At 26.0% G+C, this 15,407-nt stretch carries 16 protein-coding genes; 13 read left to right on the top strand and 3 right to left on the bottom strand.

Translation table 11 applies throughout. The features are described from left to right. Positions 1 to 19: 19 nt before the first annotated feature. Genes JNUCC81_RS12640 through JNUCC81_RS12630 form a run of 3 tightly spaced genes read left to right on the top strand, consistent with a single transcriptional unit; the run spans position 20 to position 2,695 of the window. The gene (locus tag JNUCC81_RS12640) at positions 20 to 928 is read left to right on the top strand and encodes an ABC transporter substrate-binding protein (protein WP_454093805.1); all 909 of its coding nucleotides are present in this window, start codon (positions 20 to 22) and stop codon (positions 926 to 928) included. Beyond that, on the top strand, positions 918 to 1,934 hold the full coding sequence (locus JNUCC81_RS12635) for a FecCD family ABC transporter permease (protein ID WP_454093804.1): 1,017 nt from the start codon (positions 918 to 920) through the stop codon (positions 1,932 to 1,934). Before JNUCC81_RS12640 ends, JNUCC81_RS12635 begins: the two co-directional genes overlap by 11 nt. Before the next feature lie 5 nt (positions 1,935 to 1,939). Next, positions 1,940 to 2,695, top strand: coding sequence for an ABC transporter ATP-binding protein (locus JNUCC81_RS12630; RefSeq protein ID WP_454093803.1), 756 nt, complete (start codon positions 1,940 to 1,942; stop codon positions 2,693 to 2,695). A gap of 71 nt (positions 2,696 to 2,766) precedes the next feature. Here JNUCC81_RS12630 and JNUCC81_RS12625 read toward each other — a convergent pair whose 3' ends face one another. Further along, positions 2,767 to 3,183 (bottom strand): DUF3783 domain-containing protein, encoded by a 417-nt coding sequence (locus JNUCC81_RS12625; RefSeq protein ID WP_454093802.1) that lies wholly within the window; start codon positions 3,181 to 3,183, stop codon positions 2,767 to 2,769. Positions 3,184 to 3,366: 183 nt separating this feature from the next. Here JNUCC81_RS12625 and JNUCC81_RS12620 point away from each other — a divergent pair, with 183 nt between their 5' ends. From JNUCC81_RS12620 to JNUCC81_RS12610, 3 genes are read left to right on the top strand one after another with little or no spacing between them, the layout of a single operon-like run. Further along, a complete protein-coding gene (locus JNUCC81_RS12620; protein ID WP_454093801.1) occupies positions 3,367 to 3,738 on the top strand; it encodes a GntR family transcriptional regulator in 372 nt (123 codons plus the stop codon). Further along, positions 3,739 to 4,641, top strand: a complete 903-nt coding sequence (locus tag JNUCC81_RS12615; protein WP_454093800.1) for an ABC transporter ATP-binding protein — start codon at positions 3,739 to 3,741, stop codon at positions 4,639 to 4,641. It abuts the gene before it with no gap. Continuing rightward, positions 4,616 to 5,428 carry a hypothetical protein gene (locus JNUCC81_RS12610; RefSeq protein ID WP_454093799.1) on the top strand — a complete coding sequence of 271 codons (813 nt, stop codon included), beginning with the start codon at positions 4,616 to 4,618 and terminating at the stop codon, positions 5,426 to 5,428. Before JNUCC81_RS12615 ends, JNUCC81_RS12610 begins: the two co-directional genes overlap by 26 nt. 64 nt (positions 5,429 to 5,492) lie before the next feature. Here JNUCC81_RS12610 and JNUCC81_RS12605 read toward each other — a convergent pair whose 3' ends face one another. Together JNUCC81_RS12605 and JNUCC81_RS12600 are read right to left on the bottom strand one after the other, a co-directional pair. Next, on the bottom strand, positions 5,493 to 6,818 hold the full coding sequence (locus JNUCC81_RS12605) for an MATE family efflux transporter (RefSeq protein ID WP_454093798.1): 1,326 nt from the start codon (positions 6,816 to 6,818) through the stop codon (positions 5,493 to 5,495). A 142-nt stretch (positions 6,819 to 6,960) separates the two neighbouring features. Further along, positions 6,961 to 7,776 (bottom strand): ZIP family metal transporter, encoded by an 816-nt coding sequence (locus tag JNUCC81_RS12600; protein WP_454093797.1) that lies wholly within the window; start codon positions 7,774 to 7,776, stop codon positions 6,961 to 6,963. Positions 7,777 to 7,938: 162 nt separating this feature from the next. Here JNUCC81_RS12600 and JNUCC81_RS12595 point away from each other — a divergent pair, with 162 nt between their 5' ends. From JNUCC81_RS12595 to JNUCC81_RS12565, 7 genes are all read left to right on the top strand, one after another. Beyond that, positions 7,939 to 9,663 (top strand): GTPase, encoded by a 1,725-nt coding sequence (locus JNUCC81_RS12595; RefSeq protein ID WP_454093796.1) that lies wholly within the window; start codon positions 7,939 to 7,941, stop codon positions 9,661 to 9,663. Between the two features lie 5 nt (positions 9,664 to 9,668). Next, positions 9,669 to 11,357, top strand: a complete 1,689-nt coding sequence (locus JNUCC81_RS12590; RefSeq protein ID WP_454093795.1) for a dynamin family protein — start codon at positions 9,669 to 9,671, stop codon at positions 11,355 to 11,357. Positions 11,358 to 11,479: 122 nt separating this feature from the next. Beyond that, positions 11,480 to 12,145 carry a DUF969 domain-containing protein gene (locus JNUCC81_RS12585; protein WP_454093794.1) on the top strand — a complete coding sequence of 222 codons (666 nt, stop codon included), beginning with the start codon at positions 11,480 to 11,482 and terminating at the stop codon, positions 12,143 to 12,145. 18 nt (positions 12,146 to 12,163) lie between these two features. Continuing rightward, a complete protein-coding gene (locus JNUCC81_RS12580; protein ID WP_454093793.1) occupies positions 12,164 to 13,096 on the top strand; it encodes a DUF979 domain-containing protein in 933 nt (310 codons plus the stop codon). A gap of 21 nt (positions 13,097 to 13,117) precedes the next feature. Then, positions 13,118 to 13,759 (top strand): pyroglutamyl-peptidase I, encoded by a 642-nt coding sequence (gene pcp / locus JNUCC81_RS12575; RefSeq protein ID WP_454093792.1) that lies wholly within the window; start codon positions 13,118 to 13,120, stop codon positions 13,757 to 13,759. After that, entirely contained in the window at positions 13,753 to 14,169 is a 417-nt protein-coding gene (locus JNUCC81_RS12570) for a gamma-glutamylcyclotransferase family protein (RefSeq protein WP_454093791.1), read from the top strand. The genes pcp and JNUCC81_RS12570 overlap by 7 nt, the downstream gene beginning before the upstream one ends. A gap of 132 nt (positions 14,170 to 14,301) precedes the next feature. Then, positions 14,302 to 15,387 carry a glycosyltransferase gene (locus JNUCC81_RS12565; protein WP_454093790.1) on the top strand — a complete coding sequence of 362 codons (1,086 nt, stop codon included), beginning with the start codon at positions 14,302 to 14,304 and terminating at the stop codon, positions 15,385 to 15,387. Positions 15,388 to 15,407 lie beyond the last annotated feature (20 nt).

Genomic DNA, 15,407 nt, shown 5'->3' with positions numbered 1-15,407 from the left:
AAAGTTAAGGAGAGAACAAATGAAAAAAAAGTTTTTATCAATTTTAATGGTATTTATGATGTTTATTATGGTTGGATGTAGCACTGATAATAAAAAAGAAGTTACAGACAGAGAAGGAACAAAGGTAAATATACCTAAAAAAATAGACAAAATAATTTCAACAGCACCATCAAATACAGAAGTAATAGTAGACCTTGGATTAAGTGATAAATTAGTTGCAATAGATAAATATTCAAGTGATGTTAAAGGTGTTAATAAGGATTTAGCAAAAATAGATTTTTCAAGTCCAGATGCAGAAACAATAATAGGGTTAGAACCAGACATAATAATAGCATCTGGGCATAATAAGACAGGCTCAAGTGAAGATCCATTTAAAGTTATAAGTGAGTCAGGCATTCCAGTTGTTTATATACCAAGCAGTGATAGTATAGACGGAATATATAAAGATATAGAATTTATATCTGATATATTAGGAGTGCAAGATAAAGGACAAACCTTAATATCAGATATGAAATCTCAAATAGATGAAATATCAAAAATAGGAAAAACTATAAATGATAAGAAAAAGGTTTACTTTGAAATATCACCAGCTCCAAGCCTATTTACGTTTGGAAATTCAACATTTTTAAATCAAATGATAGAAATAATTGGCGCTGAAAATGTATTCAAAGATGAAAATGGATGGATATCACCAAGCGCTGAAGCTGTGATAGATAAAAATCCAGACGTAATATTAACAAATGTAGATTACATAGAAAATCCTATTGATGAAATAAAAAAACGTGATGGCTTTGAAAATATAACAGCAGTAAAAGAAAATAAGATTTACCAAATAGACAAAAATTCAGCTTCTCGTCCATCTCACAAAATAATATTAGCTTTAAATCAAATGGCTAAAGCAATTTATCCAGAGAAATATGGAAAATAAGAAAAAAGTATTACTAAGCATAATAATAGTATTTATAATTATTGGTATTGGAACTTCTATAGGAAGTTCTAATATTAATATTTTAGATACAATATCAGTAATTAGTAATAAATTATTCAATATATCATTGAGAGAAGGAATAGATCCTAAAAATGTTTCAATAGTTTGGAAGCTTAGATTACCAAGAGTACTACTAGCATTTATAGTAGGAGGCTGCCTAGCATCTAGTGGTGCAGTAGTTCAATCTATACTAAAAAACCAATTGGCATCACCTTATACACTAGGTGTATCTTCAGGTGCATCTTTAGGAGCGGGGCTTATAATAGTTAGTGGTATTTCTGTTCCGTTACTAGGAGCTTATACACTTCCTATAATAGGCTTTTTATTTGGACTTGGAACTGTTTATTCGGTAATTAAATTTTCATCAAAAATAGATAAGACAATGTCAAACAATACGATAATACTTTGTGGTATGGTACTATCTTTATTTGTAAATGCATTACTTACAACTTTAACTGCATTATTTTCTAATGATTTAAAAAGCATATCTCTTTGGCAAATGGGAAGCTTTGCCATGAAGGGATGGTCTTATGTAGGTCTGATAATGCCATTTTTTATAATAGGTATGTTTGGGGTTCTTAAATATACTAGAGAAATGGATATACTTACTTTTGGAGAAGAACAAGCAAAGTCAATTGGAGTTGATACTGAGAAAGTAAAAAAGAAATTATTCATTTATTCAACAATACTTACAGGAGGAGCTGTTTCTTTAAGTGGGACGATAGGATTTGTAGATTTAATAGCACCTCATGTAGTAAGAAAAATATTTGGATCAAATCATAAATATGTTGTGCCGATGTCATTTGTATTTGGTGGTTGTTTAATGGTAATAACAGACCTTATAGCAAGAACTATAGTTTCTCCATCAGAGTTACCAGTAGGAGCTATAACTGCTATATTTGGAGCACCGTTCTTTGCATGGGTATACTTTAAAAAAGCTAGGTGAGTTTTATGTTAGAAATAAAAGATATTTATAGTGGATATGAAGATATAGATATAGTAAAAGATGTAAGCTTTACTGTAAATAGAGGAGAAAATCTATGTATAGTAGGTCCAAATGGTTGTGGAAAAAGTACTCTTTTAAAATCTATAGCTAATATAATTAACTATAGAGGTAGTATAAAAATAGATTCTAAGGAAGTATCTTCATTAAATAGAAAAGAATTGGCTAAGAAAGTTGGATTAATGAGCCAAATTTCACAAATACATTTTCCGTATACAGTATATGAAACAGTATCTCTTGGAAGATATGCATACTCTAAAGGTGCATTTTATAATCTAGGTAAAAAAGATAAAGAAATAATACTAGACAGCATAGAAAAAGTAGGTCTTTTAGATTCTAAAGATAAAATGATAAGTGAATTATCAGGAGGACAACTTCAAAGAGTATTTTTAGCAAGAACATTTGCACAAAATCCAGATGTGATATTATTAGATGAACCTACTAATCATCTTGATTTAAAGTACCAAATAGAGCTCTTAGAGCATTTAAAAGATTGGACTAAAGCAAATAATAAAATTGCTGTAGGTGTATTACACGATTTGAATTTAGTTCAATATACAGCAGATAATGTTTTGTTATTAAATAATGGAGAAGTTGTATCTTATGGGAAGCCATCAAAAGTACTTAATGAAGAAAAATTAAAGGATATATACGATTTAGATATAAAAAAATTTATGGTTAATATATTAAAGAAGTGGGAGTAAATTTAAAATTTACTCTCACTTTTTTTATTAAAGGAAAATCTGAATTTACACCCCTTTATATAATTTTAAGTTTAGTGTTTTACTGTTTTCCCAGATTTCATAGCAATTCTTTCTTCTAGTAAATGAGAAATTAAAGTGTCTAAGCTCCAATCAATATTTCCTTCTGTAGTAACAGCGATAAGAGGTCTATTAATTCTAAACGTCTTAAGGCTATCTATAAAAGCACTAACTTTCATATGAACTACATTATTAAAAACCATAGCCTTTTGATTTATACCACTTTCACATGTGCTGTCTATATTATTATCAATTATATTTCGTATTGTAGAATTAGCATTTTTAGGTGAAAGTATAACCTGGTCTCTTATTCCAAACATATTACATATATTTTTTATCATACTAGCTTCTTTAGTATTAAAGTTATATAAAATAACAAAGCTTCTTGTTTCATTATCTATTTCAACATTATTCATTTTTTCAAAACTCATAAATATTCTCCTTTTGTATTTATATAATAATAATTATTACCCAGAAATATAAGTTTTTAAATATTTTTTTACGAAAATTAAAAAATATTTTGACACACAATGAAATAATAGATATTATTGAGTTATAGTTAGTTACTTAAGTAACTAACTGATTAATTAAAGAAAATTAATCAGGAGGTGCATATGAAACTTATATTAAATGATGATGAACCTATATTTATACAAATAGCAAAAACTATAGAGGACACAGTATTAACTGATGATATTAAAGAGAATGAACAGATTCCATCAACTACAGAAATATCAAAGCTATATAAGATAAATCCAGCTACAGTACTAAAAGGGATAAATATATTAGTTGATAAAAATATTTTATATAAAAAAAGGGGTATTGGTATGTTTGTATGTGAAGGTGCAAAACAGATTATAAAAATATCTAGAAAAGAGCAATTTAAAAATTCATTTATAAAAAATTTACTACAAGAGGCTAGAAAATTAGAAATAAATAAAGATGAACTATTAGATATTATAAAAAATTGCGAGGAGATGAATTAAGTGGGGGATGCGATAAAGATTACAGATTTATCACATAATTTTAAGGAACAAATTGTATTAGATAATATATCTATAACCTTTGAAGAAAATAAAATATATGGTTTATTAGGAAAAAATGGATCAGGAAAAACTACTTTACTTAATATAATCACTAATCAACTTTTAAGTAAATCTGGATATGTGGAAATACTAGGAAAGAATCTTAAAGATAGCGTAGAAGTATTAGATAATATTTGTATAGTAAGAGAAAGAGAATTTTATAATGCTGAGATGAAAGTAAAAAATATATTTGAAATGTATTCTTACTTTTATCCAAATTATGATAAAGATTTAGAAAAACAACTATGCGATTATTTTAATATAAATATTAAAATAAGATACCAGCATCTATCAAGGGGAATGAAAAGCCTAGTATCAAATATTATAGGATTATGTTCAAATGCACCTATAACTATATTTGATGAACCTACAATCGGATTAGATGCAGTAAATAGAGAAGAATTTTATAATATATTATTAGATAACTATATAAAAAATCCAAAAACTATAATTATATCAACTCATTTAATAGATGAAATGGAGAATGTTTTAGAAAATATAGTTTTATTAGATAAAGGTAAAATAGTTATAAATGATAATATAGAAAATATAAAAGAGAAATCTTATTATATAACTGGAAATAAAGATGATTTGTCAAAATTAGAATGCTTAAAGAATAAAAAAATATATAAGAGTTTTGGAAGTACGTTAATGTATTATTATTATGGAGATATATGTGAGAAAGATTTAGATTTAATAGAAATATTAGATATAAGTATAGAACATATGAGTATTCAAGAATTGTTTATAAATCTTACTAAGGAGGGTGAGTTTAAATATGAAAAGAATGAATCCGTATTATAGTATTATAAGAAGGAATACTATATTTCTTTTATTACTTACATTTTCAATAATTGCTTTTAATACATTTACCGAATTATCTGTGATGATTATGACTTCTTCATATCTAGATAATTTAGTAGATGGAAATGTAGTTTTTATCAATAGCTCTCATTTCTCAGCAACTATTGTAATAATTATATATGGGACACTATTATCATATAAAGAATTTAATGGAGCTATGTCTATAAAGTCAAATAGAAAAGAGTATTTAAAATATAGTATAGTATTTATAATAATTGTTAGTATAATTCTTTCAATATTTAGTGTATGTGTTGATTTAGTATCTAAATTAATATTAGAATATAAAACAGGATACAATGCATATGTTTATACTAATTTAGGTATTTCTATTAATGAAATACAAACATTACTAGAAAAAGTTGGTATGGGAATGTCTTTTAGTATTTTTTATCAATATGATATAAATTATATAGAAGTTATATTAAACACATTTTTAATTATTATGGGATTAGGGTCGCTAGGATTTATGTTAGGAGCCTTAATATATAGGCTAAAAAAAATGACATCAATTTTAATATTTATAGGTATACCATTATGTATAATATTATTTATAATAGGAAATATAATGAATAATTATGGAGTAATACATATCTATCTAATACAGATTATATTATTGTTTACAAGCAATAATATAATAACAATTACTTCAACAATATTAAGTTTTGTTATAGGAATACTGCTTCTTAGAAATGCACCTATAAAAGAGTATGCACATGATTTAATATAATATTAGTTTATTTATAATATAAAAATAAGAAAGAGTGTAGATAAATTCTACACTCTTTTGAATATTAATACTTATATTTAGTTCTATATTTTTTTATATATATTATAGATAAAAATATAGTTATTAGTTCGGCAAAAGGAACTGTAAGCCATAAACCATCTAATTTTAATACTGGTGGTAGTATAAGTATACCAATGATTATAAATACAAATGCTCTACTAAAAGAGATAATAGCTGAAACTTTTCCATTATGAAATGCCGTGAAAAATCCTGAAGCAAATATATTTATGCCAACAAATAAAAATGCAAATGCAAAAATTTTTAATCCCTTAAGAGCTAAGTTAAATACTTCATCTAGAGGATTTACAAATACTTCAACTATAATTGGTGCAAAAACTAACGTTGCTACAAATACCAATATAGAAGATACAAATATAAATTTTAGAGAGTATTTAAATATCTCTTTTAATTTATTGCTATTATTTGCACCGAAATTATAGCTAATTAATGGAGAAACTCCTGCAGAAAAACCTAAGTAAATTGAAGTCATTAAAAAATGAGCATATAAAACTATAGTAAGGGCAGCAAGTCCATTTTCTCCAGCCAATTTTAAGGCAACTATATTAAATAAAAAAGTTGTAATACCTGTAGATAATTCTGTGACCATTTCAGAAGATCCATTAATCATGGTATTTAATATAAGCCTAAAATTAAATTTAGGTATTTTCAGCTTTAAAGTTGATTTACCTGATAAAAAGTATATAAATCCAATTAAACAAGAAACTAAAATACCTGAAAAAGTAGCAAGTGCAGCTCCTAAAATACCCATATTAAAGATTTTTATAAAAACATAATCTAAAATTATATTAGTAATACCTCCTACTATAGATAAAAATAAGCTAAAGTTAGAATTTCCATCAGTTCTAGTAAAATATTCAAATAAAAACTTAGCAATAAAAAATGGAGCAGAGATAATCATTACTTTACCATAAGTTATAGCATACGGTAAAAGTTTATCTGTGGCACCAAGCGCAATTGATATATTTTTTACAAAGAAAATAGAAATAATAGTAAATAAAGCTCCAATAGTTATAGAAAAAAATAATATAAATGAAAAAGAATTATTAGCTTCTTCATAATTTTCTTCACCCATTTTTATAGATACTATAGCTCCTCCTCCTGTTGCCATCATAATACCAAATCCACAAATAAGATTTATTATAGGTAAGATAATATTTATACTAGCAAGTGCATCAGAACCCACTAACTTAGAAACAAATATTCCATCTATTATAGTATATAGAGATATAAATATCATAGATATGATTGCAGGAGAAACAAATTTTAGAAATTCTATGGGCGTAAATTGTTTAGTAAATGATCTTTCCATAGTTTACCTCCGTTGATATATTTAATTAGATAATAAAGTATACCGTAACTATATAGTCAAGTAAAAAAATAAAAGACAGATTTTATATAATATAACACCTGTCTTTTAATCATATACATGAAAGTAAAGTTTTATAAAAATATTAGCCTAAGGCAACATCCAAAATCATCATTATTACAAATCCTAAGATAACACCAATAGTAGTAAGATTTTTATTTTCTATACATGCTTCAGGAATAAGTTCAGAAGAAACAACTCCAACCATTGCACCAGCTGAAAATGCCAGCAAAGCAGGAAGCATACTTCTCATAGTTAAAGCCATAATAACGCCTAATACTCCGGCAACTGGTTCAACTAACCCAGATGCTTGGCCATATAAGAAACTCTTTTTAAGAGAAAAACCTTCTCTTCTAAGGGGTAGGGATACAGCAGCTCCTTCAGGAAAATTTTGAAGACCTATACCAACAGCAAGAAGTATAGCGCTTATTACCGTGCATCCAGGTATTCCAAGAGCAGCACTACCAAATGCAACTCCAACAGCTAATCCTTCTGGGATATTATGAAGAGTAACAGCTAAAACTAACAATATACTTTTCTTATATCTTTTAGCTTGGCGAGTGCTTATAGTAGTTAAATCTTTAAAACTAAATCTATCTAAAAATTTATCAGATAGTACTATAAATAACCCTCCCAAAATAAATCCTATTGCAGGTATAAACCAAGAATTAAACCCAAGTTCTTCACAAAGTTCTATAGCAGGATTTAGTAGAGACCAAAAACTTGCAGCAATCATAACTCCGGCTCCAAATCCCAACATTAAATTTAAAATACTTTTTTTAACATCTTTAAATAAAAATACTAAAGAAGCCCCTAATGCAGTTATTAACCATGTAAATATTGTGGCAAGTAACCCTTGCAAGACGGGATTAAGTGATAAAAAATAGTTCAAGATATTCACCTCACAAAGATATTAGTATAATAATTATTCTATTTTATATTATGAAATTGACATAATTTTGTGAAAACAATTTAAGTTAATAAAAATTAGTATTCAAGTTTAAAAAGTGAATATATTATATTGAAGGATCTATATAAATGTCCGAGAAAAGGATGGATAAAAATGTATTTAAGTAGAGAAGAAGAACTTTCAAAATTACTAAATTTAATTGACAGCATAGAACATAATATTATAAAAATTAAAGAGCTTATAGACTATAACAATATTTATAATAAAAAATCTTTAAATAATAAAACTATAAAGTTGATAGAAAATATAAATTTACAAATTAAAGAAAATAAAGATAGTATAAATGAACTTAAATTTCCATTTTTATTATTTATAGTGGGTTCTGGAAATTATGGTAAATCAACATTAATAAATACTTTACTAAATCAAGAAACAGTAAAAACTGGAGATTTACCAAATACTTGGAAGCTAGATTTATTTATAAAATCAGAATTAGAAAAGTTACAAATAACTTATGAAGATGAGAGTACAGTAACTAAAAATATAAAAGAAGGTAATAAACTTTTAAAAAAAGAGGAATGTAAATTTAAAGAATCAAAAAGAAAAGTAGCTAAAATGGTTAATGAATATAAATCATTAAATAATAGAGATATAAAAATATTAAAAAAATATAAAAAAGAACAAGAAGAAAAGTATCTATATAAATCCAAAATAATACAAATAAAATATTTTATAAAAAAAAGTGGCATACTAGACGAATTTATTATAGTAGATACTCCAGGTCTTAATCAAAATTTAATAAAAGATACAGTAAATAGAATGAAAAGTTATTATGTTAAAGCAGATGGTGTTATATGGTTAGTAGATGCACAAAATTTAGTATCAAGAGAGAGTAATAAAATTATAGAGGAAATAAATGAAATGGATGAATTAGGGACAGAAGAAAAGAATAAAATAGTAGTTATAAATAAAATGGATATAATAAGAAATACAGATTCTGATAATGTATATAAAGTTAAAAAAAGAGCTTGTGAGCTGTATGAAAATAAATTTAAGGATATAGTCTTTATATCTGCAAGAGAAGCGCTAGAAGGCATAATTAAAAATGATAGTAATCTAATAAAAAAAAGTAATATAGATACATTATTTAAAAGTATTGATGATAATTTTTCTAAAGTAGCAAAAGAAAAACAAATATCTTCAAAGTATAAAAATATAGACATAATGAAAGAAAATATTATTAGAGAAATAAATGATTACAAAAGATGTTTATATAAAGATATATCTACTTATAATGAAGTTGAGTTTCAATTAGAAGAAAAAACTAAAAATTTAAAAATCTATATAGTAACATATTTAGAGGATTTAAAAAATAAACATTATTTAAGTAAATATGATTTAGATAACTTAAATAAAAGTATAATTGACTTAGAGAAAATTTGTAGTTTAAAATTAGAGCAAATATATAACTTTTTATATCTAAAGAGCAATCTAAATAAAACTTTTAATATAAAAAAAATAAATACAGAAATTTATTTTTCAAAGAGTAAGTATTTAATCTTTGATTTTAATAAATTTTATAAAACACAGAATCAAAATACAAATCAAATGGAAAATATATTAAATAAACTTACCTCAAAAAATTTAAATAACCAATCTTATGATGAATCATTAATAAAAAACATTGTATCAAAAAATCTAAATAACTTATCTAGAGAAATAATTATAATTCTAGATGAAAAGATAGAAATGATTAAGAAAAGTATAGATGGAATTAAAGAAAAAAGCTTTGAAAATACTTATTTAGAGTATAAAAATGTAAAATTGCACATTGAATTTCTAAATAACATAGAAAGTATATTTATAAAAATGAGGTGATAGTTTTGGAACTTGCAAAACAATGTATTTATGAAATAAAAGAATTATTGCTACAATCTCCAATAAGAGAAAGATTAAAAGAAGGATCAAATATGCCTTTTAAGGATTTAATTTCAAGACAGTTAAATGAAGCTATAGATAATATTAAAAGCTTAGAAAATAATAAAAATAGTCCTTTGAAAGTTGTTATAGTAGGGGAGGTTAAGTCCGGAAAATCAAGTTTACTTAATGCTTTAATGGAATGTAAAGTTAGTGAAGTTGATGTATTAGAAGCTACATCAAATATAATTGAAGTTGGTTATTATAAAGAAGAATATGAAAAAAATACAGACTATATTTCTAAAGTTAGATTAAATAAAGAATTTCTTAAAAAAATAAATATAGTAGATACACCTGGACTTAAAAGTATAACCGATAAAAATGAACAAATTACATTGAATTATATTAAAAATGCAGATTTAATATTGTTTGTATTAGATTCAACTCATTTAGGTCAAGAAGATGTATTTGAATCTCTAGACTTAATAAGCGAGTATAAAAAGCCAATAGTGGGAGTAATAAATAAAGCAGATTTATTAGATGATAATAAGGATGAAATAATAGAGTATATAAAAGATGAATATGGAATTTATATTGATGATTTTTTTATGATATCTTCATACTTGGAATATCAAGATGCAGTAGGAAAAAATGCAGTAATTAAAAGTACTGATATAGCTATATCTAATAATACTGAACTAAGGAAAAATTTTAAAAACCTTAAAGAGTATATAAATAATATCTATAAGGATTGTGAAAGTTTAAAAATAGATAGTATAAAATATGATTTAGAATCAATAATTCATAAAGAAATAATAAATCATCATGATTATTTAAAAAGTATACTGATGATTATAGAGGAGTTAAAAAAAGATCAAGTTACCCTTGAAAATAAATATGATTATATAAGTTCAAAAATGGATTTTGAAATAAATGACTGGGTAAATAGAATTTTTTTAAGCGAAGAATTATCAAAGATAAAAACAGATTTAAATTCTTCTAGTATATATATAAATGAAAATTATATAAGTGACATAATAAATATAAAAAAAATAGAACTAGATAATTTATTTTTTTCAGAGTGGGATGAGTGTTTAAAAGAAGTTAGTGATGATATGAATGAAGATATAAAAAAATATATAGATAGTATAAGTTATGAAAATGAGCTACTAGACACACCTAATTTTAAATTAGACTACAGTAAAACAGAGATCAATGAAATATTATCAACAGTAGGAACCGGAGCTATATTAGGCGCAACATCAGGAGGAATAATATCTATTTATAGTGCAGCGATAGGTCAATCAGCAGCATCAATAACTATAAGCAGTGCTATGATGACTTATTGTCCACCACTTCTTATAGCTGGAACTGTAACAGGCGCAGTTGCTAAGGTTATTTACGATAAAGTAAAAATAGATCAAAAAAATAAAGAAATACTAAAAGATATAGATGACTTTATAGAAGAATTGAAACTTAAAATAATAGAAGAATTAAAAAGTGGATACAATAACTCAAGTGAAGAAATAGTTTTTACAACTCTGCAGATACTAAAAAATATAAAGGGTATATCTATAAGTAAATATGAAATTGAAGATATTGAAGTAGAAATAGGAAGCTATGTAAGTAATTTAAAAAAATTTATAAAAAATTAAAATATTCAATATATTTGCAAAATATGTCGGATTAATGTATACTATCTTAAAATAAAAAAATATCTTCAAAGTATACATAACAAAAGAAGATTTAAAGACATCAAAAGAGAGGAGAATAACTAATGATAAAACTAATTGGAGTTTTAATAGTTGTAATAGGGTTTATATTCAAGGTAGAAACGCTATTTACAGTATTAGTAGCAGGGATAGCAACAGGACTTGTAGCAGGGTTAGATTTTAATGAAATCCTTACTATACTTGGGCAATCGTTTGTTGCAAATAGAGCAGTATCGTTATTTATATTAACATTACCAGTAATAGGAATATTAGAGAGATATGGTTTAAGACAAAGGGCAGTTTATTTAATTGAGAGATTAGGAAAACTTACGACTGGAGGAGTATTAAGTATATACATGTTCGCTAGACAAATAGCTGGAGCATTATCTATAAGAATGAGTGGACACCCTCAATTTGTTAGACCTTTAGTTAATCCGATGGCACAGGCTGCTGGAACTAGTCAAAATGGGGAATTAAATGAAGAAGAAGAAGAAGGCATAAAAGCATTATCAGCCGCATCAGAAAACTATGGTAACTTCTATGGTCAAAACTTATTTGCAGGAAGTAGTGGAGTTTTACTTATAGCTTCAACGCTTACTCAATTTGGATATGATGTAACTGGGCTTGCAATAGCTAAAGCAAGTATAATAATGGCTGTTATCGCATTTATAATAGCTGCAGTTCAGTTTAGATTATATGATAAAAAATTAAGTAGACGCATTAAAAAATAGTTTTATGAGGAGGACAATATGCAAGATTTTATAAATATATCATTAGAAATTTTCTACGCATTAATGGGATTTTTAATGCTTGTAATAGCATTTAAATCTTTTACAACTATAGATAGTAGTAAAAAATATGGAACAGCATTGTTTTGGATATTAATATCAATACCTTTTATATTCGGGTCTAAGGTACAAGCAAATATAATAGGAGCTATATTAGTACTATGTAGTTTGTTAACACTAAGCAAGCAAGTTGTGTTTGCAAGATATGAAGAAGCAAGTGAAGAATTTGGACAAAAACATGCAAACAAATTAAAAAATAAAATATTTATACCATCATTAGTATTAGCATTTGCTTCAGTAGTTGTAGCTATGGCTTTAGCTAATTTTGCAAATTCATCACAATTTGCAATTGGAGTTGGTTCTGCAGTTGCATTAATATCTGCATTTATGATAAGTAAAGCTAAAACATCTACAACTATAGAAGATGGAGCAAGATTACTTCAACAGATGGGACCTGCGAGTATGTTACCGCAACTTTTAGTTGCCTTAGGTGCACTATTTACTCAAGCAGGAGTTGGAGAAGTCATATCAAATATGATTTCAGGTGTAGTTCCAGCAGACAATAGATTATTTGGTGTTATAGCTTATGTGCTAGGTATGGTTATATTTACTATGATAATGGGGAATTCATTCGCAGCATTTTCAGTAATAACAGCAGGAATAGGTATACCATTTGTATTAGCGCAAGGAGGTAACCCTGCAATAGTCGGAGCTTTAGCTTTAACAGCAGGATATTGTGGAACATTACTTACACCGATGGCTGCAAACTTTAATATAGTTCCAGCAGCATTATTAGAAACTAAAAGTGATTATGTGGTTATGAAATATCAAGCTCCAGTAGCTTTAATATTAATAGTGGTACACATAGTGGCAATGTATTTCTTAGCATTTTAATGAAATTTAGGAGGTAATACTATGAAAGTTTTATTAACAGGATTTGATCCATTCGGAGGAGAACCAGTAAATCCAGCAGAGGAAGCTGTAAAAATGGTAAGTAATAATATAAATGGGGCTGAAGTTATAAAAATAACTATACCAACTGTTATGACAAAATCAGTTGAAGCAATAGAAAAGGCAATAGAAGAATATCATCCTGATATAGTTATATCTGTAGGACAAGCAGGAGGAAGATTTGACATAACTCCTGAAAGAGTTGCTATAAATATGGATGATTTTAGAATAAAAGATAATGAAGGAAATCAAGTAATTGATAAAACTATAAAAGAAGATGGACAAGTAGCCTATTTTTCGAATTTACCAATAAAAGCTATGGTAAAACACATGAATGAAAATCAAATTCCAGCTTCTGTATCAAATACGGCAGGTACATTTGTATGCAATCATGTAATGTATGGCATTCTTTATATGATAGATAAAAAATATCCAAATATAAAAGGTGGATTTATACATATACCATATATGACATCACAAATTATAGATAAGAAAAATACTCCATTTATGTCTTTACAAGAAATAGTAAGAGGCTTAGAATTAGCTATTGAAGCTTGTACTTTATATCAAAATGATATAAAAGTAATAGGTGGAGAAATATGTTAGTTAACAAAATATTTGTATATGGAAGCTTAAGAAGTGACATGTTTAATTATAAAAAGCTTCTAGAAGGAAAAGTATCTAATGTAGTAAAGGGACGTATAAATGGAGATCTATTTCATCTAGATAATAAAGGATATCCAGCGGTTATACCAGGAAATAACAAAATACAAGGTGAACTAATGGAACTTATTGATTTTAATCAAAGCTTAGATGAATTAGATGAATTAGAAAGATACTGTGAAGATAATAATATCAATTGTGAATATTTAAGAAAAGAAGTCGATGTTTTTTTAGAAGATGGTACAATAGAGAAAGCATATTATTATGAATATAATCCAAAGGCAAATATAAATTTAAATGATAAAAAAATTCCAGTTTCAAATGGTGATTGGAAAGAATATATGAGTAAGTAAAAAATGCTAGAACATATTTTGTTCTAGCATTTTTTACTTAGGAAAATTATAATATCTAAATAGTTAAATAATTTAACAAAAATGTCGCTTTATCATATATTAAAGTAGAGGACAAAATAAGGAGCAATCAGTATGATTACTATAAGTTTATGTATGATATTAAAAGATGAAGAAAAGGTAATAAATAGATGTTTAGATAGTGTAGTAGATATTGTAGATGAAATAGTCATAATAGACACAGGATCAACTGATAAAACTAAAGAAATTGCAAGCAGTTATACTGAAAAAATATATGAATTTAAATGGATAGATGATTTTTCTATGGCTCGAAACTTTTCCTTTAGTAAAGCTACAAAAGATTATATATTATGGTTAGATGCAGATGAATTAATAGATGAAGTGAATAAAAATAAACTGTTAAACTTAAAAAAAGATATGAGTAAAGATATTGATGTAATTACAATGAACACATATATGGATATGGATGAAAATAATAATCCACAGATAACAGCTAGAAGAAATAGAATTGTAAGAAATAATAAAAATTTTAAATGGATTGGATTTGTGCATGAGTACATTAATATAGATAAAAATTCAAAAGTATGCGATAGTGATATAGCTATTATTCATGATAAAGTAAAATGTGTAGATGATAGGAATCTTAAAATATACAAAAAAAATATAAGTTTAGGTAAAGAAATGAGCAATAGAGATTTATACTATTATGGAAAAGAGCTGTATTGTAATAATGAGTTTGATGAATCAATAAAAGTGCTTGAAGAATTTATAGATAAAGCTGAAAATGAAGAAGAGATAATGGATGCATTATGTAGAATTGGTGAGAGTTATTTATACAAAAAAAAATGGGCTGAAGGTAGGTATTACCTATATAAAACATTTGAATACACATCTCCTAGAGGAGAAGTATTATATAACATAGCATTATCTTTTCAACGAGAAAAAAAATATATGCAAGCTATAAATTGGTATGAAATTATTTTGAATATAGAAACTCCTACAGATTGTAGTCAATGTTTAAATTTATGTTGTTGGAGGTTTAAGCCACATTTAAACTTATGTGCGTGCTATTTTAAAACTGGTGATATATCAAAAGCGTATTACCATCATAAAAAATGCTTAGAAATAAACCCATTAAATCCGTGTGTTGTATCAAATGATGAGTATTTTAAATCTATATTAAAATTTATTAAATTATAAAACCTAGGACAATTATGTCC

The sequence above is a fragment of the Faecalimicrobium sp. JNUCC 81 genome (genome assembly GCF_053667625.1).
The sequence above is the reverse complement of the archived record's forward strand: the minus strand, read 5'-3'. Positions and strand labels throughout refer to the sequence as shown.